The 25940-nt window shown below is 70.9% G+C and carries 20 protein-coding genes and 3 pseudogenes; 7 read left to right on the top strand and 16 right to left on the bottom strand.

The annotated features are described in order from the left end of the window. Window positions 1-17: 17 nt before the first annotated feature. The 3 genes from M2266_RS32495 to M2266_RS30410 all read right to left on the bottom strand — a co-directional run bounded on the left by M2266_RS32495 (window position 18) and on the right by M2266_RS30410 (window position 1269). Window positions 18-341: a hypothetical protein gene (locus M2266_RS32495; protein ID WP_346780971.1), complete on the bottom strand. Its 324-nt coding sequence runs from the start codon at window positions 339-341 to the stop codon at window positions 18-20. 4 nt (window positions 342-345) lie between these two features. Further along, window positions 346-558 (bottom strand): hypothetical protein, encoded by a 213-nt coding sequence (locus M2266_RS30415; protein WP_277441498.1) that lies wholly within the window; start codon window positions 556-558, stop codon window positions 346-348. A 450-nt stretch (window positions 559-1008) separates the two neighbouring features. Further along, window positions 1009-1269 carry a UBP-type zinc finger domain-containing protein gene (locus M2266_RS30410; protein ID WP_277441497.1) on the bottom strand — a complete coding sequence of 87 codons (261 nt, stop codon included), beginning with the start codon at window positions 1267-1269 and terminating at the stop codon, window positions 1009-1011. A gap of 81 nt (window positions 1270-1350) precedes the next feature. Here M2266_RS30410 and M2266_RS30405 point away from each other — a divergent pair. After that, window positions 1351-2951: pseudogene (locus tag M2266_RS30405) on the top strand (Na+/H+ antiporter). Window positions 2952-3031: 80 nt separating this feature from the next. On the opposite strand, the gene M2266_RS30400 reads toward M2266_RS30405, so the two are convergent. Next, window positions 3032-3304, bottom strand: a complete 273-nt coding sequence (locus M2266_RS30400; protein ID WP_138354225.1) for a GlsB/YeaQ/YmgE family stress response membrane protein — start codon at window positions 3302-3304, stop codon at window positions 3032-3034. Between the two features lie 164 nt (window positions 3305-3468). On the opposite strand from M2266_RS30400, the gene M2266_RS30395 reads away from it, so the two are divergent. Both M2266_RS30395 and M2266_RS30390 read left to right on the top strand, forming a co-directional pair. Further along, entirely contained in the window at window positions 3469-3939 is a 471-nt protein-coding gene (locus tag M2266_RS30395) for a DUF4231 domain-containing protein (protein WP_277441496.1), read from the top strand. A gap of 71 nt (window positions 3940-4010) precedes the next feature. Beyond that, the gene (locus M2266_RS30390) at window positions 4011-4460 is read left to right on the top strand and encodes an RNA polymerase sigma factor (protein ID WP_277441817.1); all 450 of its coding nucleotides are present in this window, start codon (window positions 4011-4013) and stop codon (window positions 4458-4460) included. Here M2266_RS30390 and M2266_RS30385 read toward each other — a convergent pair. From M2266_RS30385 to M2266_RS30370, 4 genes are all read right to left on the bottom strand, one after another. Beyond that, window positions 4425-4643, bottom strand: coding sequence for a hypothetical protein (locus M2266_RS30385; RefSeq protein WP_277441495.1), 219 nt, complete (start codon window positions 4641-4643; stop codon window positions 4425-4427). The two genes, M2266_RS30390 and M2266_RS30385, sit on opposite strands and share 36 nt — an antisense overlap. A gap of 295 nt (window positions 4644-4938) precedes the next feature. Continuing rightward, the gene (locus M2266_RS30380; protein ID WP_277441494.1) at window positions 4939-5787 is read right to left on the bottom strand and encodes an alpha/beta hydrolase; all 849 of its coding nucleotides are present in this window, start codon (window positions 5785-5787) and stop codon (window positions 4939-4941) included. Window positions 5788-6093: 306 nt separating this feature from the next. Continuing rightward, window positions 6094-8442 carry an AbfB domain-containing protein gene (locus M2266_RS30375; protein WP_346780970.1) on the bottom strand — a complete coding sequence of 783 codons (2349 nt, stop codon included), beginning with the start codon at window positions 8440-8442 and terminating at the stop codon, window positions 6094-6096. Between the two features lie 276 nt (window positions 8443-8718). Continuing rightward, a complete protein-coding gene (locus M2266_RS30370) occupies window positions 8719-9960 on the bottom strand; it encodes a glycoside hydrolase family 6 protein (RefSeq protein WP_277441493.1) in 1242 nt (413 codons plus the stop codon). A gap of 328 nt (window positions 9961-10288) precedes the next feature. Here M2266_RS30370 and M2266_RS30365 point away from each other — a divergent pair, with 328 nt between their 5' ends. Next, entirely contained in the window at window positions 10289-12064 is a 1776-nt protein-coding gene (locus tag M2266_RS30365) for a cellulase family glycosylhydrolase (protein ID WP_277441815.1), read from the top strand. A gap of 98 nt (window positions 12065-12162) precedes the next feature. Here the strand turns inward: M2266_RS30365 and M2266_RS30360 are convergent, their stop codons facing one another. The 7 genes and pseudogenes from M2266_RS30360 to M2266_RS30330 all read right to left on the bottom strand — a co-directional run bounded on the left by M2266_RS30360 (window position 12163) and on the right by M2266_RS30330 (window position 21804). Beyond that, window positions 12163-13245: an aldose epimerase family protein gene (locus tag M2266_RS30360; protein WP_277441492.1), complete on the bottom strand. Its 1083-nt coding sequence runs from the start codon at window positions 13243-13245 to the stop codon at window positions 12163-12165. A 66-nt stretch (window positions 13246-13311) separates the two neighbouring features. Further along, window positions 13312-14329: pseudogene (locus tag M2266_RS30355) on the bottom strand (LacI family DNA-binding transcriptional regulator). Between the two features lie 135 nt (window positions 14330-14464). After that, window positions 14465-15458 (bottom strand): annotated as a pseudogene (locus M2266_RS30350) (ABC transporter permease). A 35-nt stretch (window positions 15459-15493) separates the two neighbouring features. Beyond that, on the bottom strand, window positions 15494-16465 hold the full coding sequence (locus M2266_RS30345) for an ABC transporter permease (RefSeq protein WP_277441491.1): 972 nt from the start codon (window positions 16463-16465) through the stop codon (window positions 15494-15496). Next, window positions 16462-18102 carry a sugar ABC transporter ATP-binding protein gene (locus M2266_RS30340; protein WP_277441490.1) on the bottom strand — a complete coding sequence of 547 codons (1641 nt, stop codon included), beginning with the start codon at window positions 18100-18102 and terminating at the stop codon, window positions 16462-16464. The genes M2266_RS30345 and M2266_RS30340 overlap by 4 nt, the downstream gene beginning before the upstream one ends. Window positions 18103-18188: 86 nt before the next feature. Further along, window positions 18189-19271, bottom strand: a complete 1083-nt coding sequence (locus M2266_RS30335) for an ABC transporter substrate-binding protein (protein ID WP_277441489.1) — start codon at window positions 19269-19271, stop codon at window positions 18189-18191. 400 nt (window positions 19272-19671) lie between these two features. After that, window positions 19672-21804, bottom strand: coding sequence for a discoidin domain-containing protein (locus tag M2266_RS30330; RefSeq protein WP_277441488.1), 2133 nt, complete (start codon window positions 21802-21804; stop codon window positions 19672-19674). Window positions 21805-22010: 206 nt separating this feature from the next. On the opposite strand from M2266_RS30330, the gene M2266_RS30325 reads away from it, so the two are divergent. From M2266_RS30325 to M2266_RS30315, 3 genes are read left to right on the top strand one after another with little or no spacing between them, the layout of a single operon-like run. Continuing rightward, entirely contained in the window at window positions 22011-22199 is a 189-nt protein-coding gene (locus tag M2266_RS30325) for a hypothetical protein (protein WP_277441487.1), read from the top strand. Window positions 22200-22204: 5 nt separating this feature from the next. Next, the gene (locus M2266_RS30320; RefSeq protein ID WP_277441814.1) at window positions 22205-22534 is read left to right on the top strand and encodes a metalloregulator ArsR/SmtB family transcription factor; all 330 of its coding nucleotides are present in this window, start codon (window positions 22205-22207) and stop codon (window positions 22532-22534) included. Continuing rightward, window positions 22531-22896, top strand: coding sequence for a hypothetical protein (locus M2266_RS30315; protein WP_346780969.1), 366 nt, complete (start codon window positions 22531-22533; stop codon window positions 22894-22896). Before M2266_RS30320 ends, M2266_RS30315 begins: the two co-directional genes overlap by 4 nt. Window positions 22897-22974: 78 nt before the next feature. On the opposite strand, the gene M2266_RS30310 is transcribed toward M2266_RS30315, so the two are convergent. Then, entirely contained in the window at window positions 22975-25578 is a 2604-nt protein-coding gene (locus M2266_RS30310) for a discoidin domain-containing protein (RefSeq protein WP_277441486.1), read from the bottom strand. Window positions 25579-25940 lie beyond the last annotated feature (362 nt).

The raw sequence follows: 25940 nt of genomic DNA, 5'->3' as shown, positions 1-25940 counted from the left end.
GGGGCCAGGGGGTGTTCTCAGAAGCCCAGGGTCCGGGCCGCGGTGGTCGGGAAGGCGGTGGTGGGAGAGGTGCTGCCCGGGGAGGGAGCGGAAGCGGTCGGGCAGAACTCCGCCGGGACGGAAAGGTCCTGGCCGCCGATCCAGTCCGCGTTGGTGTTGGTGTTGGTGTTGGTGGACAGGCTGTGCCGGCCGTCGCGGGTGGTGACCGCACCCGACGAGGATCCGAAGATCCCGCCGTCATGACCCCAGACGGTCACCCCGCAGGGCAGCCGTGGGGACATCATCGCCAGCCCGTAACCGTAGTCGGGGGAGTCCGGGCCGGTCGGCGCCGTGGTGAGCATCTCGTCAAGCTGGTGGGCCGGGAGTAGCCGGCGCGCCCGCCGCGACGGTGCCGTCGAGCGCGGACTGGGCGGCCGTATGGCCGGTAAGGAGCCCCGGCGCCGCCCGGGGCGGGCGGGTCGGGGCGGCCGCGGTCGCCGGCCCGGCCAAGAGGGTCGCGCCGACCGCGAGCGCGGCCGTCAGGCCCAGTACGCCCCGGGCGAGGTGGAGTTTCGACATGGAGTTCCTCTCCGTCGCAATCGGAATCCCTGACCGTGCGCGGCTTGTGTGCCGCGTGGGACAGGACGCCGTCCGTGGCTCCGCTCGTTGACAGGCCCGGAACGCCCCCGGCGTGATTCGGCCAACCGGTCGGCGGACGGATTCCGGCACGCGATCCGCGGGATTCAGGCGTGCCTGCGCCGTGTCGTGTATCCGCAGCACGGGTTGCGAGCCAGACGCCGCCATTTGGCGCGCGGCCTCGCTACCGTAGTTCGCACAGGCCCGGCAGGCCGCCACCCCCGTGCGAACCTGCCGGGCCTGCTGCTGTCCCGGGCCGGGTCCGCCCAGCGCGGACCCGGGACCGGACATCGACCAAGGCCCCGACGCGGACCCGGGCCCTGACGTCGACCACGGCCCCGACGTCGACCACGGCCCCGACGCGGACCCGGGCCGGGTCGGCGGGCGCCGGACTCACACCAGGCGCAGATCCACGAAGCACCAACTCCAGCTCTCGCCCGGCTCGAAGCTCCGCATCACCGGATGCCCGGTCTCCTCGAAATGGCCGGTGGCATGCCGGTAGGGCGACGAGTCACAGCAGCCGACGTGGCCACACACGAGACACAGCCTCAGTTGCACCGGATGACTGCCCACAGCCAGGCATTCCGGACAGGTGGCCGTCAGCGGGGCCGGCTCGGGGCGCGGCAGGTCGGGAACATGCGGGCACTCACTCATGATTGCCAGGTTAGATCGGGTCGACGGCAATCGAAGAACGAGACCCGGCAACGAGAACCAGATGGGAACGGGCACACGCTGATGGATGTCATGCCACTGCTGATGTTGATCGCGGGCAGCGCCGCGATCGCGGGCGCCGCCCGCCGCACACCGGTGCCGGCGCCGCTGCTGCTGGTCACCGCCGGGCTGCTCGCGTCCTACGTGCCGGGCATGCCGGACTACACCCTCGACCCGGAGATCGTGCTCCCGCTGCTGCTGCCGCGCCGCTCCTGCACACGGCCGCCCTGGAGAGCTCCTACCTCGATCTGCGGGCCAACGCGCGACCGATCGCGCTGCTCTCCGTCGGCTATGTCCTGTTCGCGACGATCGCGGTCGGATACGTGGCCTACCTGGTGGTGCCCGACCTCTCGCTGACCGTGGCCCTGGTACTGGGCGCGGTGATCGCCCCGCCCGACGCGGTCGCCGCCACCGCCATCGCGCGCCGCCTCAAACTGCCCAGCCGGATCACCACGATCCTGCAGGGCGAGTCGCTGGTGAACGACGCGACCGCGATCACCGCGTACAAGGTCGCCCTGGCCGCCGTCGTGGGGGAGGGGGCCACCTGGGGCGAGGGCATCAGGGAGTTCACCGTCGCCGCCGCGGGCGGTGTCGTCGTCGGCCTCATCCTCATGGTGCCGCTGCACTGGCTGCGCACCCACCTGAAAGAGCCGCTGCTCCAGAACACCCTGTCGCTGCTCATCCCGTTCGCGGCCTACGCCGCGGCGGAGCGGGTCGGGGCGTCGGGGGTGCTCGCCGTCGTGGTCGTCGGCCTCTACCTGGGACACCGCTCCTGGCAGGTCGACTTCGCGACGCGACTGCAGGAGGCGGCGGTGTGGAAGATGGTCGGCTTCATCCTGGAGTCGACCGTCTTCGCCCTCATCGGGCTGCAGTTGCGCGTGGTGCTCGGCGGACTCGGCGAGTACGGGGTGGGGGAGTCCGCCTGGTACGCGTTCGCGGTCTTCGTCGTCGTGGTGGCCGCCCGCTTCGCCTGGGTCTTCCCTGCGACCTTCCTGCCCCGCAAGGTGTCGTCCCGCATCCGGGAGCGCGAACCCGACACCAACTGGACCGGACCCGTCATCGTCGGCTGGGCCGGGATGCGCGGCGTCGTCTCGCTCGCCATCGCCTTCTCGATCCCGCTGACCCTGGACGACGGGGAGGCGTTCCCCGCCCGCAACCTCGTGCTCTTCCTGACCTTTACCACCGTGATCGGCACCCTCGTCGTGCAGGGCCTCACCCTGCCGCCGCTGATCCGCCGGCTGAAGATCCCGTCCCGTGACGAGCACGCCGAGACGCTCGCCGAGGCGCAGGCCCAGAGCGAGGCGTCGGCCGCCGCGGAGCGCCTGCTCACCGAACTCCTCACCGACCGGCGCAACGAACTGCCGCAGCCGCTCGCCGACCGGCTGCGCACCGTCATGGAACGGCGGCGCAACGCGGTGTGGGAGCGGCTGGGGGCGGTCAACGAGACGACCGGGGAGTCCGCGGACGGCACCTACCGGCGGCTCGCCCGGCAGATGATCGGCGCCGAACGCGAGGTGTTCGTGGAACTGCGCGACGCCCGGCGCATCGACGACGAGATGCTCCGGACGCTGCTGCGCCGACTGGACCTCGAGGAGGCCGCCGCCTACCGCGAGGAGACGGCCTGACGGCGGCGGTCTGACAGCGGCCTGACGGCGGCGCTCTGACGGCGGCGGACGGTCAAAAGCGCGCGGTCAGGACCGCGTGGTCAGCGGCGGGCGCGCGAGTCGCCGAAGAAGATCCGGTAGAGGATCAGCAGGACCAGCGATCCGCCGATGGCCGCGCCCCACGTGGCCAGGTCGAAGAACTGGTGCCCGACGGGCTTGTCGAGGAGTCGCGCGGAGAGCCAGCCGCCGACGAACGCCCCCGCTATACCGATCAGCGTGGTGATGATGATGCCGCCGGGGTCACGTCCGGGCAGCAGGACCTTGGCGATGACCCCGGCGATGAGTCCGAGAACGATCCAGGCGAGAATGCCCATGGTGCGTGCCTTCCTTTCGACGTACAGCTTCCGCGAGGTCCACCGCGGCCCCTCCCGCACGGAGAGGGACGCGATCCCGGAGCGATCGGTTCCGGGGCACCACCGCGGACGACGGTCTTCCCTGATGCGCTCCGTCTTCCCCGCGCGCGAGGCAACATGTTCGCGTGTTCATACGCAGACGGACCCCCATCGAGCCTCCGGTCCACGACGATCCCGTACTGGCCTATGCCCTGCGGGACTTGGCCTGGTACGCGCGCACCCGCGACAACGCCCGCAGATGGCACTGGACCGTGGAGCTGGGCGCACTGCTGGCGGGCGCCTCCACGGTGGTCGCTGCCGGCATCCAGGCGCCCGCCGCCGTCACCGCCACCGTGGCGGGCGTGGCCGTCTTCATCGGCGGGTTCCGCCAGGTCTTCAACCACACCGAGCGTTACGTCCTCGCCGCGGAGTCCTGGTCGCGGCTGCGCCCCGCCGTCGAGCGGTACCGGCTGCTGCCGGAAGACCAACGGGACGCCGAAGCCCGCCGGGTGCTGGTGGAGGCGATCGAGGCGGTCTCCGCGACCGAGATACAGAACTGGGCCGTCCACCGGCGCGGAACGCGGGCGGGTTCGGACGCGGGCCCGGGAGTCATGTGAGCACCGGCCGCCTGGATCCGGTCGTGCTGGCGCGGCTGGTGGCGGGCGCGCAGCGGGGCGACCGGCTGGCGATGGACGAGCTGCTCACCGTCCTCACCCCGTATGTGGGACGCGTCTGCGGCCCGGTCGCGCTGCAGGACGCGGACGACGCGGCGCAGGAGGCACTGACCGCGGTCTTCCGCCACATCCGGCAGGTGAGGGAGCCGGCGGCGCTCTTCGGCTGGGTGCGGGTGATCGCCGTCCGCGAGGCGGTCCGGGTCGCCGGGCAACGGCGGCGGACGGTCCCCGCGGAGCTCTCCGAGCTGCCGGCGCCGGGCGATCCGGAACTCGGCCAGGACATCGGGGACGTGCTGCGGCGACTGTCGCCGGAACACCGCGCCGTACTGATGCTCCGTCACGTCGAGGGCCTGGACGAGCAGGAAGTGGCGCGGGTGCTGGCGGTCCCGCTGGGGACCGTCAGATCCCGGCTGTTCCGCGCCAGGACGTCATTCCGCCGCGCCTGGGGCGGCGCCGGGACGTGACCTGGCGTCGATCCGCCGCTGCGGCGCCGTCGTCAGGGCGGTGCCGCGGGCCCGTGCCCCCGGTCGGCGCAGCCACTGGAGGGCGGCGCCGGCCGGGAAGCGGTAAGCGCTGAAGAAGGCGAACCGGGTGCCGGTCCCCTCGGGCACCGCGGCCATGCCGCCGGCCGGCAGCCTGCTCCGCATCAGGCACCAGCCCGGTCGCCGAACGACCTTGAAGCGCTCCCGGTGGCCCGAAACGCTCACCGCCCGGAAGGCCGGCCGGTCGTCACCACCCCGGTTGTCGCCGGGCAGCCCGCCCTCGAGCCGCCCGACCTCGAACCACCCGCCCCCGCGACCACCCGCCCCCGCGCCGCCCGCAGACGCCGCACCGGATCCAGCCCGGCCCGCGGCCAGCCGGCGTCGTCGCTCCTCGGGTGTCCCTCATCGGGCATCGGATCGGCTCTCCTTCGCATGGTCTGCGGGAGAGCGCCGCATCAACTCAGCTCGCGAACAATCGCCTGGCCGCCGCCACGACCAGCTCGGGCCGTTCGTGCTGCGGGCAGTGCCCGCACCCGTTGAGCACCTCGACGGTCAGTGCGTCGGCGAAGAGTTCGCCGTCCGCCAGGAGACCGGGCGGGATGACGACGTCGCGCTCTCCCGCCAGGAGCACGGTCGGGACGGTCAGCCGCAGCGAGTGGAACTCCTTGCGGCGCAGGGCCGCGATGTCGGTGGTGACGAACGCGCGGTGGATCCCCTCACCGGCTCGCGCGCTGTCCGGCTGGCGGGCCGCGGCGGCGAACTCCTCGACCTCGCCCTGCCGCCAGGCCGCCCGGTCGGCCACCCCGCGCCGCAACAGGTACCGGGTGAAGGCCGGCCAGTGCCGCAGGACCCGGCGGCCGAGCGGCGGCCACTCCAGCAGCACCGTGTACCAGAAGCGCCAGGCGTGCCGGAGGGTGTTCCGGCGGCTGGGCCACGGGTGGACCATGCTCAGCGCGAGGAAGTGGCTGAAGCGCTCGGGCCACCGGGCGCAGGCGAAGTAGCCCGCCCAGGCGCCCCAGTCATGGGCCAGCAGCCGCACCCGCTCCAGCCCGAGGGCGTCCAGCACCGCGACGAGGTCCGCCGCCCGCCGCTCCGTGCCGTACCCGCCGGGCGACGCCTGCGACCAGCCGAAGCCGGGCAGGTCCAGGCAGATCAGCCGGTACTCGCCGGCCAGTCCTGGCAGTACGTGCCGCCAGGTGTACCAGTGCTGGGGGAAGCCGTGGACGAGCAGCACCGGCGGTGCGTCCGGTTCGCCGGTCTCGGCGTAGTGCAACCGCACGCCGTTGATCGTGACGTGGTGGTGGCGCACTCCCGGCACGGGAGGGAAGGGCCGGGGAGGCGCCGGCGCTTCGTCCGTGGCCCGCGGTGTCGCCTGGCGTCGTGTGCGGGCTCCGGATGTCCTGTGGACCGGCATGGGACCGCCTTCCGTGTCTTGTCGTCCCGTGTCTCTGTGCCGGGGGAGAGGACGGAGACGGCCGGTGCAATCCCCGGTCCGTCCGGATGCGCGTGTGCGGTGCGTCACATCCGGGTCCTGGGTGGCGGCTGGAGGGGCGAGGAGGGAGCTGGATTCCCCTCCAGCCGCCGGTTCAGGGTGTTCCCGCGGATCGGGGTCGGCTCAGGGCGCCCAGGGTGAGTCCACGGACCAGGTGGTGTCCTCGGTGAAGGTGGCCGGGTTGTCCCAGGTGTGGCCGCCGCCCGGAGTGGCCAGCCAGACCTCGGAGTTGATGTGCCGGAGGTAGCTCCCGGGGATGTTGGAGGCGGAGAACCGGACGCCGCCGCTGCCCTGGACGGCGCAGAAGGTGGCGTCGGCCTTGAAGAGCGCCGACCCGTCGTTGGGCGTTCGCCGGACCCGGAAGTCCTGGTGGCGCAGGTACTCGCCGGGGTAGTTGCGCGACTCGAAGGAGTAGCAGGCGCTGTTGGCGAGGCCGGTGACGATCTTCCAGGTCGCGTCGCTCTTGAGCAGCGCACTGCTGTTGCCGTCGACGACCTCGGTGTAGGCCAGCGCGTTGGCATGGCGCAGGTACCTGTTGGTGAAGCCGGGCGTGGTGACCCTTAGGGACTTGTACTGGCCGACGGGGAGGACGACCGGTGGCGGGGGGTTGAGGGAGGCGTTGATCAGGGCCTGGTTGGCGGCCTTCACCCGGGCCGCGTCGACCTTGACGACCTGGCGGTCGTAGGTGAGGAGTCCGTTGACCTCGTTCTCGACGTCCGTGATCTCGGTGTAGACCGACGCGGAGAGCCCGGCGGGCAGCTGGTTGAGGCGGATGGCGTCGAGCAGCCCGACGAACCGGTTGTTGAGGGCCGTCAGGTTCGGTTGGTCCTCGTAGCTGAACCCGCCACCCGGATACCACTCGTGGCCCGTCACCTTGAAGCCGAGCCCGCCGTACTCGCCCAGCACGGCGGCGCGGGTCGCGGTGGGGGCGGTGCTGCCCGGCCCGACGTAGATGTGGTTGTCGACGACGTCGCCGTTGCCGCCGTCCACGGAGCCGCAGCAGTTGACGCCGCTCATGTTGTCGACGAGGCGGGACGGGTCGTAGGCCTTGACGTCATTGGCGATGCGGGCCTGGTCGTACTGGCCCCAGCCCTCGTTCTGGTCCACCCATTGGATCAGGGCGGGGGAGCTGCGGTGCTGGTCGATGACGGCGTGGAACTCGGTCTCCCACTGGGCGCGGGCGGCGCTGTCCGGCGACTTGCCGGTGTCCATGGCGGGCATGTCCTGCCACACCAGCAGACCGAGCCGGTCGGCCCAGTAGAACCAGCGCTGCGGTTCCACCTTGATGTGCTTGCGGACCATGTTGAAGCCCAGGTCCTTGTGCGCCTGGAGATCGGACCTGAGCGCCGCGTCGGTCGGCGCGGTGTAGATGCCGTCGGGCCAGAACCCCTGGTCGAGGGTGCCGGTCTGGAAGACGAACTTCCCGTTCAGGACGGGCCGCAGGACGTTGTCGACCTTGGCGATCGCGATCGACCGCATCCCGGTGTAGCTGCCGACCGAGTCGACGGTGGTGGTACCGCTGGTCAGGTCGGCGCGCACGTCGTACAGGAACGGGTCGTCGGGGCTCCACCGGTGCGCGCTGGGCACGGGCACGGAGAACTCCGTGCCGACGGACCCGGTCGCGGTGCCGACCGTGGTGCCCGCGGTGGAGACGGTGACACGGGCGCCCTGGCCGCTGATGCCGTCGCCCCTGACCGTGACACGCAGGGTGTTGTTCGCCAGGTTCGGGACCAGGTCCACGCGGGTGATGTGCGCGGCGGCGACCGGCTCCAACCAGACGGTCTGCCAGATCCCGGAGGCCGCCGTGTAGAAGATCCCGCCGCCCGGGTGCGGGGAGACGTCGTTGACGCGCTGTTTGCCGACGGCCCCTCCGCCGGTCTGGGTCGGGTCGTAGACCGAGACCACGATGGTGTTGGAACCGCTGGTCAGCAGGGGGGTGATGTCATAACCGAAGGCGTCGTAACCGCCCTTGTGCACCGACCCGGCCTGCTGGCCGTTGACCCAGACGGTCGTCTGCCAGTCGGAGGCGCCGAAGTTGAGCTGGACGCGGCGGCCGTTCCAGGTGGAGGGGACGGTGAAGGTGCGCTTGTACCAGAGCTTGTCGTTCTCGGTGATCTTGCGCTTGATGCCCGACAGCGCGGACTCGGCGACGAACGGGACGCGGATCTGCTCGGTGAACGCCGCGGGCGGGCCGGCGTCGCGGCCGGTGACGGCGAAGTCCCAGATACCGTTGAGGTTGGCCCAGTCGGGCCGGGTGAGTTGGGGGCGGGGGTACTCGGGCAACGGGTTGTCGACCGGGACCTGGTCCGTCCAGGGCGTGGTCATGGGGGAGGCTTTCGGCGACCAGGCGGCGGCACTGGCCGGCGCCTGGCCGAGGGCGGCCAGTGCGCCGGCGGCGAGCGCCAGTACCGCGAACGCGGAGACGAGGCGGCGCGGCCAGGGCGGGTGCCCGGCGTCGGAGGGGCGTTTCATCAGAGCGGCTCCTTCGTGGGGTGGGCCGTGCTGTGACGCGGGTCTTCTAACGTTGGAAATGTAAGGTCCAGCGGAATGACAGCATGCCGTCACGTCACTGTCCAGACCTCGCGCAGCAATTGGGCGCGGTTGACATCTAACGATGTAAACGCAACGACACCCCGCTCGCACCGGGCCGCGAGGGTCCGGACGAACGGGGTGGCGTGGTCAAGTCGGCGCGGGCAAGGGGAGGTACGCGGTGCGGCCCCGGTCAGGTCCGCCGCACCGCGTACCGGTTCAGGACCGGCCCAGGTTCCAGTTCAGGGCCGGTTGCGCACGGGCGGCGAGCCCGTGGGCCTGGTCGGGCCACCAGGCTCCGGCGGCCGGGTCGGTGATCCCGTACTCGGGATCGGTGGGTCCCGCGGTGCCGCGCGTGCAACTGCCGTCGGACTCACCGGGGACCTTGATCCACAGGAACGCGTCGAGCAAGGGGACGCCGGTGGCGGCGGTGGGACGGGTGCCCAGCCCACGCCCCGGAGGATTGCACCAGGTCTGCGGGTCGCTGTACTCGACGGTCGGCGTCCACGGGCCCTGGCCGTTGCGGCTGCTGTCGATCACGAAGTGCGGCAGCGCCGCCCCCGCGGGGACATGGCTCGCGTACCAGGCGTCCGCGTCGGCGGGCGGCCAGTACTGGTTCGCGCAGTCGCCGGCCGCCGCGCCGGGAACGTTGCGCAGGTACCAGGCGCACTTGGAGACCAGGGTGCCGTAGCGGACCAGATCCGCGTCGGTCTGGTAGTTGGAGACGTTCAGGAAGAAGCCCTGCGCCTGTGCGATGCCCCCTTCGACCAGCAACTCGGCCATCGTGCCCACGTTCTGCCAGGCGCTGTGCCCGGCGTCGAGGTAGACGACGGCGCCGGGCTGCCGCTCCAGCCGCCGCACGGCGCCGCTGATCTCGGCGACACGGTCAGCCTGTTGGGCGGCGGTGCCACCGCAGAAGGCCGGGCTCAGCGCCAGACCGTCCGGCTCCAGGACGACGACGGTGCGGTGGTTGCCGATGCCGCGGGCGAGGGCGTCGATCCACGCGGCGTACTCCGTGGAGTTCGACGCGCCGCCCGCCGAGTACTGCGAGCAGTCGCGGCCCGGCACGTTGTAGGCCACCGCCACCGGCACCTGGTGCTGCCGTGCGGCTCTGGCCTGCAGCTTCGCCATGTCGCTCGTGGTCTGCTCGGGCGTGTCCGTGCCGTTGAACCACTGCGCCACCGGCCAGGTGGCCATCTTGGCCATGGACAGGGCGCCGGCGTAGTCGTGCGCCTTGAGGTCGGTCACCGCCTGGTGCGCCGCCTGGCTGTCGAGGTCGGTGTAGAAGCGCGTGGCGGCCGGAAGCGAGTGGTCGGCGGGCTGCGCTCCGGCGGCGGTGGCGGCACTCGCGGCAGGGGCCGGCAGGACGCAGAGCGCGGTCGCGGCAGCGGCCGCGGTTGCCGCGAAAAGCGTCGTCCAGCGGCGGCTATGTGGGAGCGCTCCCACATGTGTTCGGTTCATCTTGCCCATTTCTCTTCGATTCGAATTCCGAAAAAGCGTTCAAGAGATGAACGCTGCTCGGCATCTTGACGCCGTCTGCGGGCATCGCTTCTATGGCACGGGCCTTGATGGTCCGTCATGGCTATGGAAACTGAAGGAATCGTGCCGCAGATCCCTTCTTCTGGCCAGACCTAGGACACGTTTTATGGAGGTGATGTTCGAGAGGAGTGGAAGCGCTCCCACGCGCAATCGATCAGAGTCGCAGCATCAGAACCGAACGTCAGAGAGGAACAGGGACGTGCTCCATCTCTCGCGCAGACTGCGCACGGCCGGCACCGCCGCAGCGGTCATGGCCGCGCTGCTCAGCCCGCTCGCCGGATCCCAGGGCGCTCAAGCCGCCGACAACGCCGCACCCACCCGCGCGGAGCCCGCCGCGGCCGCCGCCGGGGCGGGCTACTGGCACACCAGCGGACGGCAGATCCTGGACGCCGCCGATCAGCCGGTGCGGATCGCCGGTATCAACTGGTTCGGGTTCGAGACCTCCAACTACGTGCCGCACGGCCTCTGGTCGCGCGACTACAAGAGCATGATCGACCAGATGAAGTCGACCGGCTACAACACCATCCGGCTGCCGTACAGCGACGACATCTTCAAGGGCACCGTGCCGAGCGGCATCAACACCTCCGGCGGCATGAACGCCGACCTGCCGGGTCTGACGTCGCTCCAGATCATGGACAAGCTGGTCAACTACGCCGGGTCGATCGGCATGAAGGTCATCCTGGACCGGCACCGTCCCGATTCCAGCGGGCAGTCGGCGCTCTGGTACACCGCCGCCGTTCCCGAGTCCACCTGGCTCAGCAACCTCACCGCCCTGGCGAACCGCTACCGGGGCAACACCGCCATGATCGGCATCGATCTGCACAACGAGCCGCACGACCCCGCCTGCTGGGGTTGCGGCGACACCTCGACCGACTGGCGGCTGGCGGCCGAGCGCGGCGGCAACGCGGTGCTGGCGGCCAACCCGTCCCTCCTCGTCTTCGTCGAGGGCATCCAGACCTTCAACGGCAACTCGTACTGGTGGGGCGGCAACCTCCAGGGCGCCGGCCAGTACCCGGTCCGGCTGAGCGTCGCCAACCGGCTCGTGTACTCCGCGCACGACTACGCGACCAGTGTCGCCTCCCAGCCCTGGTTCACCGACCCCGCCTTCCCGGGCAACATGGCAGGCATCTGGAACAAGAACTGGGGCTACCTCTTCCAGCAGAACACCGCACCGGTCTGGGTGGGGGAGTTCGGCACCACGCTGCAGGCCTCCGTGGACCAGACCTGGCTCAAGACGCTCGTGCAGTACCTGCGTCCCACCGCCCAGTACGGTGCCGACAGCTTCCAGTGGACGTTCTGGTCGTGGAACCCCAACTCCGGTGACACCGGCGGAATACTCAACGACGACTGGACCACCGTCAACACCGCCAAGGACGCCTACCTGGCCAGTATCAAGGCGCCCTCGTTCGGCTCCGGTGGCGGCGGAGGCGGCGACACCCAGCCGCCGACCGCCCCCTCGAACGTCGCGGTCTCCGGGATCACGAGCACCACCGCTTCGCTGACCTGGAGCGCCGCCACCGACGACGTCGGCGTCACCGGCTACGACATCTACCGTGGCACCACGCCGGTCGGCAGCAGCACCGGGACCTCCTACACCGACACGGGCCTGACCCCGTCGACCGCGTACGTCTACACCGTCAGGGCCCATGACGCGGCGGGCAACACCTCGCCCGCGTCCGCCGGAGTCACCGCCACCACGGCCCCCGGCGGAGGCGGCGGGGGGTCCGGGTGCACGGCGGGCTGGCACGTCGACAGCCAGTGGACCCCGGGCTTCAACGCCACCGTCACCGTCACCAACCCGGGGACCTCGCCGACCAACGCCTGGACGGTCACCTGGACCTGGCCGAACGGGCAGCACCTGTCCAACGCTTGGAACGCGACCGTCCAGCAGTCCGGTACCGGGGTCAGCGCGGTGAACCTCGCGTACAACGGCCGGCTCGCACCCGGCGCGTCGACCTCCTTCGGGCTCCAGGGCACGTGGACCGGCACCAACGCCGCGCCCACCCTGACCTGCACCGCGTCCTGAGCTGCACCGTGTCCTGACTGCACCGCGCCTGACTGCACCGCGCCTGACCGGCTCCGTGGGGCGGCACCCGGCCGCCCCACGGGACCGTACGGGGCCGCTCAGCCCAGGTGGGTGGAGCGGAACTCGGTGCGGCTGCGGAAGACGGTGCCGGGCCGCAGCACGGTGCTGGGGTAGTCGGGCCGGTTCGGCGCGTCCGGGAAGTGCTGGGTCTCCAGGCACACGGCGCCGTGCCGCTCGTGGCGGTTGCCGTCCGCGTCGGTGAGCGAGCCGTCGAGGTGGTTGGCCGTGTAGACCTGGATGCCGGGCTCAGTCGTCCAGACCTGGAGCTCGCGCCCGGAGGCGGGGTCGCGCAGCAGTGCCGCGGCCCGCAGGCCGTCGGAGTTTTCCGGCGGGCGCAGGACCCAGCAGTGGTCGTATCCGTCCGCGTCCTTCAGTTGGGGATCGTCCGCCGCCAGGCAGTCGCCCAGCCGGCGCGGTGCGGTGAGGTCGAAGGGTGTGCCGGCCACCTCCTGCGCCGGTCCGAGCGGGATCGCGTCGGCCGTCACCGGCAGGTAGCGGTCCGCGCCGACGCTGAGCCAGTGGTCCAGCACGCCGCCCGGCCCCGCTCCGGTACCCGTCCCCGCCAGGTTGAAGTACGCGTGGTTGGTGAGGTTGACGACGGTCGGCCGGTCCGTGACGGCCTCGAAGGTGACGGAGAGCGTGCCCCGCTCGTCGAGTGCGTAGTGCGCCGTCACGGTCAGCTCGCCGGGGAAGCCCATGTCACCGTCGGGGCTGCGCAGCGTCAGCCGCACGGCCGCGTCGTCGCCGACCGGTTCCGCGTCCCACACCCGGCCGTCGAAACCGTCGGGTCCGCCGTGCAGCGCGTGTCCGTGGTCGTTGGCCGGTACGTGGTGCTCCTGCCCGTCCAGGGTGAACCGGCCGCCCGCGATGCGGTTGGCGTAACGCCCGACGAGGGCGCCGAAGTAGGGGCTGGGCCCGGCGTAGGCCTCCAGGTCGGGCAGTGCCAGGACGACGGAACGGCTGTGGCCCGCGCGGTCCGGGACCGTGAGGGCGTGCAGGACGCCCCCGTAGGTGAGGACCTCGGCGGTGACTCCGGACGGGGACCGCAGTGTCCAGCGGTCCACGGGCCGGCCGTCCGGGGTGGTGCCGAACGGTTCACGGTGCGCTGCGGGTCGGGGCATGTGAGTCCTCAAGAAGGGTGCGGTGGACGGGTACGCGGCGGGTGGTGCCCGCGAACGCGAACCGGCTCAGCCGGGTCGGCGCGCGGTGGACTCCCTGGCCACCAGTGTGTAGCCGGGTTGGATCCGCTCCGGCACCAGGTCGGGGGCGCCCGCGAGCCGGGCCACCACCCGTTCGACCGCCAGCCGGGCGATGGCTTGTTTGTCGGGCGAGACCGTGGTCAGGGCGATGGTCGAGAACCGCCCCTCCTCGATGTCGTCGAAGCCGACGACGGCGACGTCGTCCGGTACCCGCAGCCCGCGGTCGGTCAGCGCACGCATCGCGCCGATCGCGATCAGGTCGTTGTAGGCGAAGACGGCGTCGGGCCGCTCCCCGCGGTCCAGCAGGGCGTTCATGGCGGCGGCGCCGTCAATGCGGCCGTAGCCGTCGGTCGCGGCCACCAGTGAGTCGTCGCAGGGCAGTCCGGTCGCGCCCAGCTCCTCCCGCCAGCCACGCAGCCGCAGGTGGGCCGGTTGCCGGGCGCTTTCCCTGCGGGCACCGAGGAAGGCGATCCGCCGGTGTCCGAGCCCGGTGAGGTGGCGTACGGCGGTGCGCGCGGCGGAGACGTTGTCGATGGCGATCTGGTCGTACGGGGCGTCGTACTCGCGTTCGCCGACGAGCACCAGCGGGGCGTCGTCGGTCCGGCCCAGCAGGTCGGCGGCCTCCAGCTCGATCGGGCTGAGGATGAGTCCGTCGATGACATGGGCGCGGAAGCCCTGCGAGACCAGGATCTCCTTCTGCCGTTCGCCGCCCGGTGTGGTCGAGCAGCACGGTGTAGTCGTGCCGGGCGGCGGCGTCGACGACGGCGCCCGCGAGTTCGGCGAAATACGGGTTGCCGAGTTCCGGGACGGCGAGCGCGATGATGCCGGTCCGGCCCTTGCGCAGATGACGGGCGGTCAGGTTGGGTCGGTAGCCGAGCTCGTCGATGGCCCGCTGCACCTTCGCCCGCATCCCGGGGGTGACGTGCGGATAGTTGTTGACCACGTTCGAGACGGTTTTGATGGAAACGCCCGCCAGCTGCGCGACGTCCTTGAGGCTGGCGCCCACGAATGTCCTTCCTTCGGCCCGGCTGCGGAGCTCCGGGCCGTTGCGATCCGGGTGCTTGAGACCCGGCGGTGTCCGGCCCCAGTGTGGTGCGTCCGGCTCCGCCCGGTCCACGACCGACGGCGGAGCCGGACGGGTTCAGGTACTGCGGCGGGCCGCGGAAAGATAGCGCTGGGCGACCACCACGAGGATCAGGAAGCCGCCGCTGACCACCGACTGGTAGGAGGAGTTCAGGGAGCCGATCTGGTTGATCAGGTTCTGGATCACCGCCAGCAGCAGCACCCCCCACAGGGTGCCGGAGACCGAACCCGCGCCGCCGACCAGCAGCGTGCCACCGATCACGACGGCGGCGATGGCGTCGAGCTCCATCCCCACGCCGATGATGGTGACGCCCGAGGAGAGCCGGGCGGCGTTGAGCGCCCCGGCGAGCCCGGCCAGCAGCCCACTCAGCAGGTACACCAGGACCTTCGTCCTGGCCACCGGCAGACCCATCAGGGTGGCGGCGTCGCTGCTGCCGCCGACCGCGAACAGGGCCTGGCCGAACGAGGTGCGCTGCAGCACCAGGCCGCCCACCGCGAACAGCGCCAGAGCGATGAACACCGGGTACCCGAAGCCGCCGATGCTGCCGCCGCCCAGTTCGGCGAAGGCCGAGCCGCGCGGCACGAGGTAGGTGGTGGCGCCCTCGTGGGTGAGGGCGAGCAGCAGTCCCGCGCGCGGCGAGCAGGGAGGCGAGCGTCACGATGAACGGTGCCATCCCGGCCCGCGCGACGAGCAGGCCGTTGATCGCCCCGATGGCTCCGCAGACGGCGAGCGGCACCAGGAGCGCGGGCAGTATTCCCCACTGGGAGGCCCAGGCCGCGAGCACACCGCCGAGTGCGAAGACGGAGCCGACGGACAGGTCGATCCCGCCGGTGATGATCACCAGCGTCATCCCGAGGGCGACGATCGACAGGAAGGACGCCTGGACGGTCACTCCGCGCGCGTTGTCCAGGCTCGCGAAGGAGTCGAAGACGAACGAGGAGACGAGGACGACCAGCAGCAGGACCGCGAGGACGCCCTGGCGCTGGAGCAGTTCGGCCGCGCGCTGCCGCCCGGCGGGCCGGGCGGTGGCCGCCAGGTCCTCCGGCGGCACGAAGGCGGGTGCGGAGGTGGCTTTCACGAGGGCTTTCATCGGGATCGACGCTCCCGGGCGACATAGACGGCGACGAGGATGATGGCCGCTTGGGCCATCTGGGCGGTGGAGTCGTGCAGGTTGTGGGTGACCAGGGTGGCGTGCAGCAACTGCATCAGCAGGGCGCCCGTCACCGTGCCCAGGACCCGTACCGAACCGCCGGTCAGCGGGGTGCCGCCGACGACCACGGCGGTGATGGCGGACAGCTCCATCAGGTTGCCGAGCGCGGAGGGGTCGCTGGCGGTCAGCCGCGCGGTGGCGAGGACACCGGCCAGCGCCGCCAGGACACCGCACAGCACGTACACGCCGATCAGCACGCGCTTGACGGGCAGCCCGGCGAGCGCCGCGGCGGCCCGGTTGCCGCCGACCGCGACCAGTTGCCGCCCGAAGGTGGTGCGCTGGACCAGGAACGCGATGGCGACGGCGAGCACCCCGGCGATCAGGACGACCACCGGGACGCCCAGCAGGCTGTCGGTGCCCAGTCCCAGCAGATCGGTGTTCTCGATCTGCTTGAGCTGTCCGTCCGCGATGACCAGGGCCAGACCGCGGCCGCCGACGAACAGCGCGAGGGTGGCGACGATGGGCTGCAGTCCCACGAGCGAGACCAGCGAGCCGTTCACCAGGCCGACCACAACGCCGGCGAACAGCGCGAGCAGCAGCGCGGGGACCAGGCCGTAGCCGAGGTAGAGCGGTAGCAGCGCGCTGGCGAGCGCCATGGTGGAGCCGACCGACAGGTCGACGCCCTCGGTGCCGATGACCAGCGCCATGCCGAGCGCGACGATGACGATGGGGGAGACCTGGACCAGCTGGGTGCGCAGATTGTCGACGGTCAGGAAGTGGTCCGTGAAGACCGCGTTGAACAGCAGGAGCGCGGCGACGGCGCCGTAGACGCCGTACCGCTGGAGCAGCGCCGTGACCCGGGCCTTGTCCAGCCCGCGGGCGCCGAGGGTGATCGGGACGTCGGTCATCGCCGTTCCTCCTTCTTCAGGGCCGCGGGTTCGTCGTGCGGGCCGTCGGGCGGGGCGTCGGTCGCGTCCGGTGCTTCGGCCAGGACGGCGAGCAGTTCGCTCTCCTCGACCCGGTCGCCGGTCAGTTCACCGGCCACCGCGCCGCCGCGCAGGACGAGGATGCGGTCGGAGCCCTCGATGAGCTCCTCGATGTCGGAGGAGATCAGCAGCACGGCCAGGCCCTCCTGCGCGAGATCGTCGATCAGGGCCTGCACCTCGGCCTTGGCGCCGACGTCGATGCCGCGGGTGGGCTCGTCGAGCAGCAGGACCTTGGGTTCCAGGCAGAGCCAGCGGGCGAGCAGCACCTTCTGCTGGTTGCCACCGGACAGTTCGCCCACCTTCTGCTCCGGGCTGGACGCCTTGATCCGCAGCCGCTTCATGAAGACCTCGACGATGCGGTCCTGCTGCGCGCGCGAGACGATCCCGGCGCGCGAGAGCCGGGGCAGCGCGGCGAGCACAATGTTCTCCCGGACCGACAGGCCGGGGACGATGCCCTCGGCCTTGCGGTCCTCGGGCAGCAGGCTGATCCCGGCCCGGATCGCCGCGGCGGGGCTGAGCCGGCGCAGCAAGCGGCCTCCGACGCTGATCTCGCCCGCGTCCAGCGCCAGCGCGCCGGCGAGGGCCTTGGCGGTCTCACTGCGGCCGGAGCCCAGCAGTCCGCCCAGCCCGAGCACTTCGCCGGGATGCAGTTCCAGGCCGACGTCGTGCAGGGCCTGCCCGCTGGTCAGACCGGTGGCGGTGAGCACGGGCTGACGCTCGGCCCGGTGGCCCTCGCCGAAGCCGGTGGTGCCGTGCCGGCGGACCTCCGCGATCTCGCGGCCCAGCATCATCGACACCAGCCGCATCCGGTCGAGATCGCGCAGCTCGCCGGTGTGCACGTGCTTACCGTCGCGCAGGACGGTGACGCGGTCGCAGATCCGGAACAGCTCGTCCATGCGGTGGCTGACGTAGACGATCGCGATGCCCCGCCCGTGCAGGTCGTCGATCACCCGGAAGAGCGTCTCGACCTCACGGGGTTCGAGGGAGGACGTGGGCTCGTCCATCACGACGACCTTCGCCTGCACGGACACCGCCCGCGCCAGGGCCACCATCTGCTGGGTGCCGACGCCCAGCGTGCGCAGCGGCCGGCGCGGATCGGCGTCGACCCCGAAGCCGGTCAGCAGCTCGGCCGCCTCGCGGTGCATCCGGGGGAAGTCGATCAGACCGAACCGGTTCTTGGGCTCGCGGCCGAGGAAGATGTTGCGGGCCACGCTCATCAGGGGGACGAGGTTGACCTCCTGGTAGATGGTGGAGATCCCCGCCTGCTGCGCCTCGTAGGGGCGGTGGAACGAGACGGGGGAGTCCGCGAGCCGCAGCTCACCGCCGTCCGGGCGGTAGACGCCGGTGAGCAGCTTGATCAGCGTCGATTTGCCGGCGCCGTTCTCCCCGACCAGTGCGTGGATCTCACCGGCCCGCAGGGTGAAGGACACTTCGTCGAGCGCCACCACGCCGGGGAAGCGTTTGCTGACGCCGACGGCCTCCAGCACGGCCTGCGTGCCGGGTGGTTCCGCGGTGCCGGCGGGCACGGATGCCGCCTCGACGGCTTCGGATGGTGCCATGGTCGTGGCCTTCCGGGGAGAGCTGGTGGAGGGTGCGGGCCGCCCGCGCCGGTGCGGGGGCGGCCCGTCGCACGGCTGGGCCGGGGTCAGTACGCCCCGCCCAGCGACGCCTTGGCGTTGCTGTCGTCGTACGCCCGGTCGGAGATGATCACGTTCTCCGGGATGCCCTCGCCGCCGAAGAACTTCTGGGCGGTGGCGAAGGCCAGCGGCCCGAAGCGCGGGTTGGACTCGATGACGGCGTTGTAGTCGCCGTTGACCAGTGCCTGGACGGCGTTGCGGGTGCCGTCGATCGACACGATCTTGATGTCCTTGCCGGGCTTCTTGTTGGCGCCCTTGAGCGCGGTGACCGCGCCGAGGCCCATCTCGTCGTTCTCGGCGTAGACGGCGGTGATCTCCGGCTTGGACTGGATGAGTTGCTCCATGACCTGCTGGCCCTTGTCTCGGGCGAACTCGCCGGTCTGCTGCGCGACGATCTCCAGGCCGGGGGCCTGCGCCTTGAGCTGGTCGACGAAGCCCTTGGTGCGGTCGGTGGTGACGTTGTTGCCCGACGCGCCGAGCAGGATCGCCACCTTGCCCTTGCCACCGGTCACCTTGATCATCGCGTCGGCCGCGCGCTTGCCCTGCTCGACGAAGTTGGAGCCGAGGAAGGCCACGTAGTCCTTGCAGGCGGTCGCGTTGAGCTTGCGGTCGATGGTGATGACCGGCACGTGCTTGGCCGCGGCGGCCTGCAGCGCCGGCTGCAGCCCGTCGGAGTTGAGCGGCGCGACGATGAGCAGCTGTGCGCCCTGCGAGAGCATGTCCTGGATGTCGCTGATCTGCTTGGGCAGCTGCGATTGCGCGTTGGTGGTGAGCAGCTTCTTGACGCCGAGCTTGGAGGCCTCGTCCTTGATGGACTGGGTCTCCGCGATGCGGAAGGGGTTGGCCTCCTTCTCGGACTGGGAGAATCCGACCACCGTGTTCTTCAGGTCCAGTTTGGTGGCGCCGTAACTCTGCAGCGTGCAGCCCGCGCCGGCGGCGGCGGTGGTCGGCGCGACGGTCTGCGCTCCCGCGCCGGTGTCGCCCGTGGCCTTGTCCGTCGTCTCCGACTTCGAGCAGCCGGCGGTGGCCAGGGCGGCCGTCGCGACGAACACGCAGGCGGCGGCGAGGGTGCGGGATCTCTTGGTGGTCATGCTCACGACACTCCTTGGGTACGACGGCGGTGCCGCCGAGCAGTACGTGGTCCGGTCCTGGAGTTCTGCGGAGCGCACGCCGACGGGCCTCCGCGCAAGGCGAGCGCGGCGCCCGGACAGCACGGTGACGTGCGCCGATACCGGTGGTCCGGCGACTGGGGAGGCTCTCCCGCCGCTCGGCTTTACAACGTTATATACGCGCCGCGCGGCCGCCCACAAGCGTTCGACTGCCGCATTTCCAAAATGTGTCCGGCCTGGAACGCGCCATCCGGGACACATCGTTGATTTCCCCCGGGGAGCCTCTTTCCAACGATGCATGCCGAAGTGCCGGCCGGGCCCCGTCCGTGGGAGGACGGGGCCCGGCCGGCACCGGTGGCCCTACGGCTGTGCGGGTGGTGGGCTACTGGGACACGCGCACGTAGTCGATCTGCATCTTCTGCGGCAGGACGGTCGTGGCGTCGGGCGCCCCGGGCCAGTCACCCCCGACCGCGTTGTTGAGGATGATGTAGAACGGGTGGTCGTACACCCACGGGCCCCTCGTCGACTCCACCACGGCCTTGTCCGCGGTGAAGAAGGCATGGCCGTCCACCGAGAACGTCATGTGGGTGGAGTCCCAGTCCACGGCGTAGGTGTGGAAGGCCGAGGCGAAGTCGCTGCCCGCGAGGGTGTACGGCGATCCGTAGCCGTTCCCGCCGTTGTAGGCCGGGGCGTGCAGCGTGGAGTAGACCGAGTCCGCGACCTTGCCGACATGCTCCATGATGTCGATCTCACCGGAATTCGGCCACGGCGTGCCGGTCTTGAAGTTGGATCCGAGCATCCAGAACGCGGGCCACAGGCCCTGCGTGCCGCTCACCTTGATCCGCGCCTCGACGTGGCCGTAGGTGAAGTTGAAGTGGTCCGAGGTGTTGATCCGGCCGGAGGTGTACTGGCCGCTCGCCTCCTTGCGGGCTTCGATGACGAGGTTGCCCGCGCCGTCCATCGCGGTGTTGTCACCGTTGGTGTAGTACTCCAGCTCGCCGTTCTGGCCGTTGCCGACGTCCTGGGTCCACTTGCCGGTGTCCGGCCTGGTGCCCGCGGCGCCGTTGAACTCGTCGCTCCACACCAGGTGCGTCGGGTTGCCCGGGTTCGGCGGGAGGGCGGGCGGCGCGGTCGGGCTGCCGCCGGTGCCGTAGACGTCGAAGGTCCACAGCGAGTAGCCGTAGGCGCTGCTGCGCGCGGTGCCGTACATCCGCACGTAGCGGCCGTTGCCGTCGACGGTCAGGGTCTCCTTGAAGCCCTTGCCGGTCGTGGTGGAGTAGACGCTCGTCCAGTTGGCGCCGTCGGACGAGGTCTGGATCTGGTAGGCGGTGGCGTAGGCCGGGTCCCACTGGAGCACGACCTTGGTGACGTGCGCGGTCGCGCCCAGGTCGACGGCGATCCAGCCGGGGTCGACCCAGCCGTTGGTGTCGCTGGTCGCCCACCGGGTGGCCGGGTCCTCGTCGAAGGCCTTGGCCGGGGTGCAGCCGGTGCAGCTGTTGGCGTTCTGGTAGGTGGAGGCGGTGCCCGGCTTGTTGTACGAGAGCAGGACCGCGCCGTCCTGCGGCGGCTGGGTGCTGCCGCCGGTGGTGAAGACCTGGAACTCCCAGAGCGAGTACCCGTACGCGGTGGCGCGCTGGGTGCCGTACACGCGGATGTAGCGGCCGGTTCCCGACAGCGTGATCAGTTCCGTCGCGCCGGATCCCGACGTGGTGGAGTGGACCGTCGTCCAGGTGGTGCCGTCCGCCGAGGTCTGGATCTCGTACGCCTTGGCGTAGGCGGCCTCCCAGCCGAGCTGCACTCCGCAGATCCCCTGGCTGGTGCCGAGGTCGACGCGGAGCCACTGCGGGTCGGCGGCGGCGCTGGACCAGCGGGTGCCGAGGTTGCCGTCCACCGCCGCGCTCGCGGGGGTGCCGGCGTTCTCGGTGGAGGACGCCGTCGCGGGCTGGTTCAGCGCCGCGTTGGCGGTCCCGCAGGTGGGGGTGGTGGGGCCGGTGGTCCCGTAGACCTGGAACTCCCACAACGAGTAGCCGTACTGGGTGTGCCGGGCGGTCGCGTTGATCCGCACGTACCGGCCGCTGCCGGTGACGTTCAGGGTTTCGATGCCGCCCGCGCCCGTGGTGGTCGTGTACACCGTGGTCCAGGCCGCGCCGTCGGACGACGTCTGGATCTGGTACGCGGAGCCGTAGGCGGTCTCCCAGTTCAGCACGACCTTGCTGATCGTGGCGGTCGCCCCGAGGTCGACGCGCAGCCACTGCGGATCGGCGGCGGCGCTGGACCAGCGGGTCCCGGCGTTGCCGTCGACGGCCGCCGAGGCGGGGGTGCCGGCGTTCTCCGTCGACGACGCCGTCGTCGGCTTCCCCTGCGACAGCAACGCGTCGGCCGCTTGCGCGGGCGCTCCCGTCGCGGTCAGGGAGAGGGCTGCCACCAGTGCGGCGACGAGCGCCAGGACGAGTGACCGCCAGGGGTGTTGAGGGGGCTTTCCGCCGGGCCGGGTGGTGCTGGGGGTGCGTTGCATGATGTCTCCCATCGGTGAGGGCGCTCTCGGTGTGCGGGGGCGGGTGCGGTGGGGGCTGTCAGCACGCCGAAAAGGGGGGAGAGCGCTCCGGCGCGGTGCGCGCGAGCCGGTGGGAACCGGGGGAATCGGCCCGGCCTGGCGAATTGAAGAATTCTTCACTTCCATACATCATGTCCTCATCAAGGGGTCGGCTTGCGGGAGGTGCGATGACGGAGATGACACCCGATGCGGTCCGTGGGCGGGTGGCCGAAGCGCGCGCGGCCCTGGCGGCAGCGGTGGACGGCGGCGAGTACGGGGCGATCTCCGGGGCACTCGACGCGTTGGAGGAATCGCTGGGGCTCGCCAGGCTGTACGGCGTGGAGCTCCCCACGACGGGCGGGAGCGAGAGGACGTGAGGACCGTGCCGGTGCCGCTGTACCAGGCGAAGGCGGAGCTCTTCCGGATGCTGGGACACCCGGTCCGCATCCGGGTCCTGGAGCTGCTGCAGGACGGTCCGATGCCGGTCCGCGAGCTGCTGGCCGCGATCGAGGTGGAGCGCTCCAACCTCTCGCAGCAGCTGGCGATCCTGCGCCGGGCGGGGATCGTCACCTCGAACCGTGAGAAGGACACCGTGGTCTACTCCCTGTCTGCCGATGTCGCCGATCTGATGCGGGCGTCCCGCCGTGTCCTGAGCGGACTGGTCGGTGATGTGGCCGCGGGCCACGTCCCAGGCCCTAGGCTCAGCCCGTGACGACAACCGGCGATGAAGAGCTCGACGACCAGCAGTTCGGACAGCGATGGCAGGACGCGACAGCGCGTGAACGGCTCGCTCTGCTCCGCGATGTCCGCCAACAGCCGCTGACACCCCGGCAGGCCCGCCGGATACGCATCGTCGTCGCCGCGTTCTTCATGGCCGTCGCGGCGGCCGTGCTGGTGGTGCGGCTCGGTGACCAGCCGTCGGTCCTGGTCGTGGGGGTGTACGGGGCGGCGCTGATCGTGTGCGGGGTGGTCATCGAGCTGAGCCGCAAGGGCCGGACCCGGGTCGCCATGTGGCTGCTGGGGGCCGGTCTCATCGCGGTCGCCGGTGCGGAACAGCTGCTGCGGAGCCTGTGAGCGCCCGCTGAGCTGGTCGGGGTGTGGGGCGGCCCGCTTCCGGGCCACCCCACACCCCGTTCTCACGCCGTCAGCGGGTTACGGGTAGGACGTCACCGTGGACGGGGTGGTCGAGGTGCCCGACGTCGGCGCACCGACGTCGTTGATGACATGCGCGTACTGGCCCATGCCGCCGAGTGACACGACCAGCAGGTCGTGGAACTTCACGCCGGGCTTGTTCGGTGCCTCGAAGCCGTGCTCCTGCACGATCGTCGGGTCCGCCGTGAAGTTGCAGTAACTCCCGAGGCCCCAGCCCTCATGCGTCGTGACGTTGTCATCGACCTTGTAGGCCGCGAACCCCTTGACGCCGCCGTTCTGGATGGCGGCCTGGTTCGGCGGGTCGTAGGCGATCTCGTTCTGGAAGAAGATCGTCTTGCCGTTCTCGCCGCTCCACTCCACGTCGTACTTCTTGAAGTGCTCGACGAACAGGCCGGTGGCCAGCACGTTGGCGCCGTTGACCTTCAGCCCGTAGTCCGACGGGTTGGTGTTCCAGCCGACGCCCGCGCCGTGGTCGGCACGCCACAGCCAGGTGTGGTCGATGAGCGTGTCGTTGCTGTTCACCTCGACCGCGGTGGTCGCCGAGCCGGGGCCCGCGCCACCGATCCGCGCGAACACGTCCTGCATGGACGTGGGGTTGGCGGAGTGGTTGCCGGACGCTCCGGCCGGGCCGATCTGCAGCAGCACCGGCGAGTTGACCGCACCGGCGTCGATCAGGAAGCCGGCCAGCTTGACGCCGTCGACGTCGGCGACCTTGACCGCCGCCACGCCGTTGTCCGGAACGATGGTGGCCAGACCGAGACCGAGCACGACGGTGTTGGCGCGGGTCACGTTGATCGCCTGGTCGACGTGGTAGACGCCCGGGGTGAAGAGCAGGTTGAGGCCCTGGGCGAGCGCCGCGTTGATCGTCGCCGCGGAGACGCCCGGCTTCGCCACGTAGAACTGGCTCAGCGGGAGCGAGGTGCCCGGCGTGTTCGGCCAGGACGTGCCGACCGCGTTGACGCGCTTGTTCGGGACGAAGACCTTGTACTCGCTGCCGTCCAGGTACATGTACGGCTTCTCGCGCGACACCGGGGTGGTGGCGAGCGTCGTGTAGACGGGGTTGGGGAAGCCCTGCGCCGGAGCGCCCTGGACGCCCGAGAACACCATGTTCCAGACGCCGTTGGTCCAGCCGCCGACCGAGCTGTCACGGGTGTACCACTGCTGCTGCGAGTACGGGCCGACGGTGCCGTCGATCTTGCTGTCGGCGATGTAGCCGCCGCTCGCCCAGCCGTAGCTGGCGGGCGCCAGGTTCAGACCGCCCTTGACGTGGATCCTGCGGAAGGGCGCGGCCTGCGCGACGGCCCACCGGTCGGTGCCGTTGACCGGCGTGATCGCCAGGTTCTCCGCGGAGCGCCAGAAGTTCTGGGTGGCGTTGCCCGCCATCCAGCCGGCGTCGACGGTGATGTCACCGTTGATCTGGGTGTCGTCGGGGTTGAGGCCGAGACCCGAGACCGAGGTGTAGAAGCCGACCTGCGCGTTCAGGCCGTTGTACGTGCCCGGCTTGAAGAACAGCTGGTAGCGGCCGCTGCCGAACTGCGCCGACTCCTGCTGGGTGAAGATCTGGTCCAGCGTCCCCTGGATGTTCGGGGTGGACGGGTCGAAGACCTTGACGTTGGGGCCGAGGTCGCCGCCGCCCTCGATCGGGCCACCGGGGTCGGTGGGCCCGCCGCCGGTGCCGTACACCTGGAACTCCCAGAGGGAGTAGCCGTATACGGTCGCGCGGACGGTGCCGTAGACCCGGACGTAGCGCCCGGTGCCGGTTACGGCCAGCGTCTGGTTGCCGCCGGCGCCTGTGGTGGTGGAGTAGACGTCGGTCCACGTCGACGCGTTGTCGGACGTCTGGATCTTGAACGCCTTGGCGTACGCCGCCTCCCACTTGAGGGTGACGGAGCTGATGGTCGCGGTGGCGCCGAGGTCGACCTGCAGCCACTGCGGGTCACTGGCGGCGCTGGCCCAGCGGGTGCCGGCGTTGCCGTCGACCGCGTTGGCGGCGGGCGTGCCGCCGTTCTCGGTGGAGGACGCCGTCGCGGCCTTGCCCTGGGAGAGCAGCGTGCCGTCGGCGGGGGGAGTGGTGCCGCCCGTGGTGCCGTAGACCTGGAACTCCCAGAGGGAGTAGCCGTAGCCGGTGGTGCGGACGGTGCCGTACATGCGGACATAACGCCCGGAAGCGTTTACGGAGAGCGTCTGCACGCCGCCGGGGCCCGTCGTGGTGGAGTACGCGTCGGTCCAGGCGGTGCCGTTGTCCGAGACCTGGATCTTGAAGGCCTTGGCGGACGCGGTCTCCCAGTTGAGACCTATCTGGCTGATGGTGGCGGTGGCGCCGAGGTCGACCTGCAGCCACTGCGGGTCGGCGGCGGCGCTGGACCAGCGGGTCCCGGTGTTCCCGTCCACCGCGTTGGCGGCGGCCGTGCCGCCGTTCTCGGTGGAGGACGCCGTGGCGGCCTTGCCCTGCGACAGGAGGGTGTCGGCCGCGTGCGCGGAATGCGAGGGGACGAAGAGGAGCAACGAGGCGATCAGCGCCGTGATGACCGCCACTGCCGTGTTGCGCGGATTCACCAGTGCCGCTGGTCTCGACGCTGGTGGACCGGTGGGGGGTGCGAGCATGAGCGACTCTCCTGATTTCACGTGCGAGGGCACGGCTCGGCGGTCGTCCGGCCAGGGGGCGGCCGAACGACGACACGGGCAGCGACTTGCGGGCGCGCCTCCACGGGTGTGAGAGAGCGCTCTCCCGGTACACCGCGATGGTTCTCCTTGTGTTTCATGCATGTCAAGAGTTGTGCACGCAGTGCGAGGTGCGACCGGAAGAAGCTCCACCAATAACGATAAATGGCACGGGAATTGCGACAGGTGTTGAAGCGATGCCGATGACCAGCGCGTATGTCCGAAAGTATCCGCCGCGTCGCTCCGGGCGGCGGGCCCCGCACCTCCGCCGCGCGAGGAACCGACCGCGAGCGGCGGCAGGGCGG

Source organism: Streptomyces sp. SPB162 (genome assembly GCF_029504575.1).
Classification (GTDB): Bacteria; Actinomycetota; Actinomycetes; order Streptomycetales; family Streptomycetaceae; genus Actinacidiphila.
The sequence above is the reverse complement of the archived record's forward strand: the minus strand, read 5'-3'. Positions and strand labels throughout refer to the sequence as shown.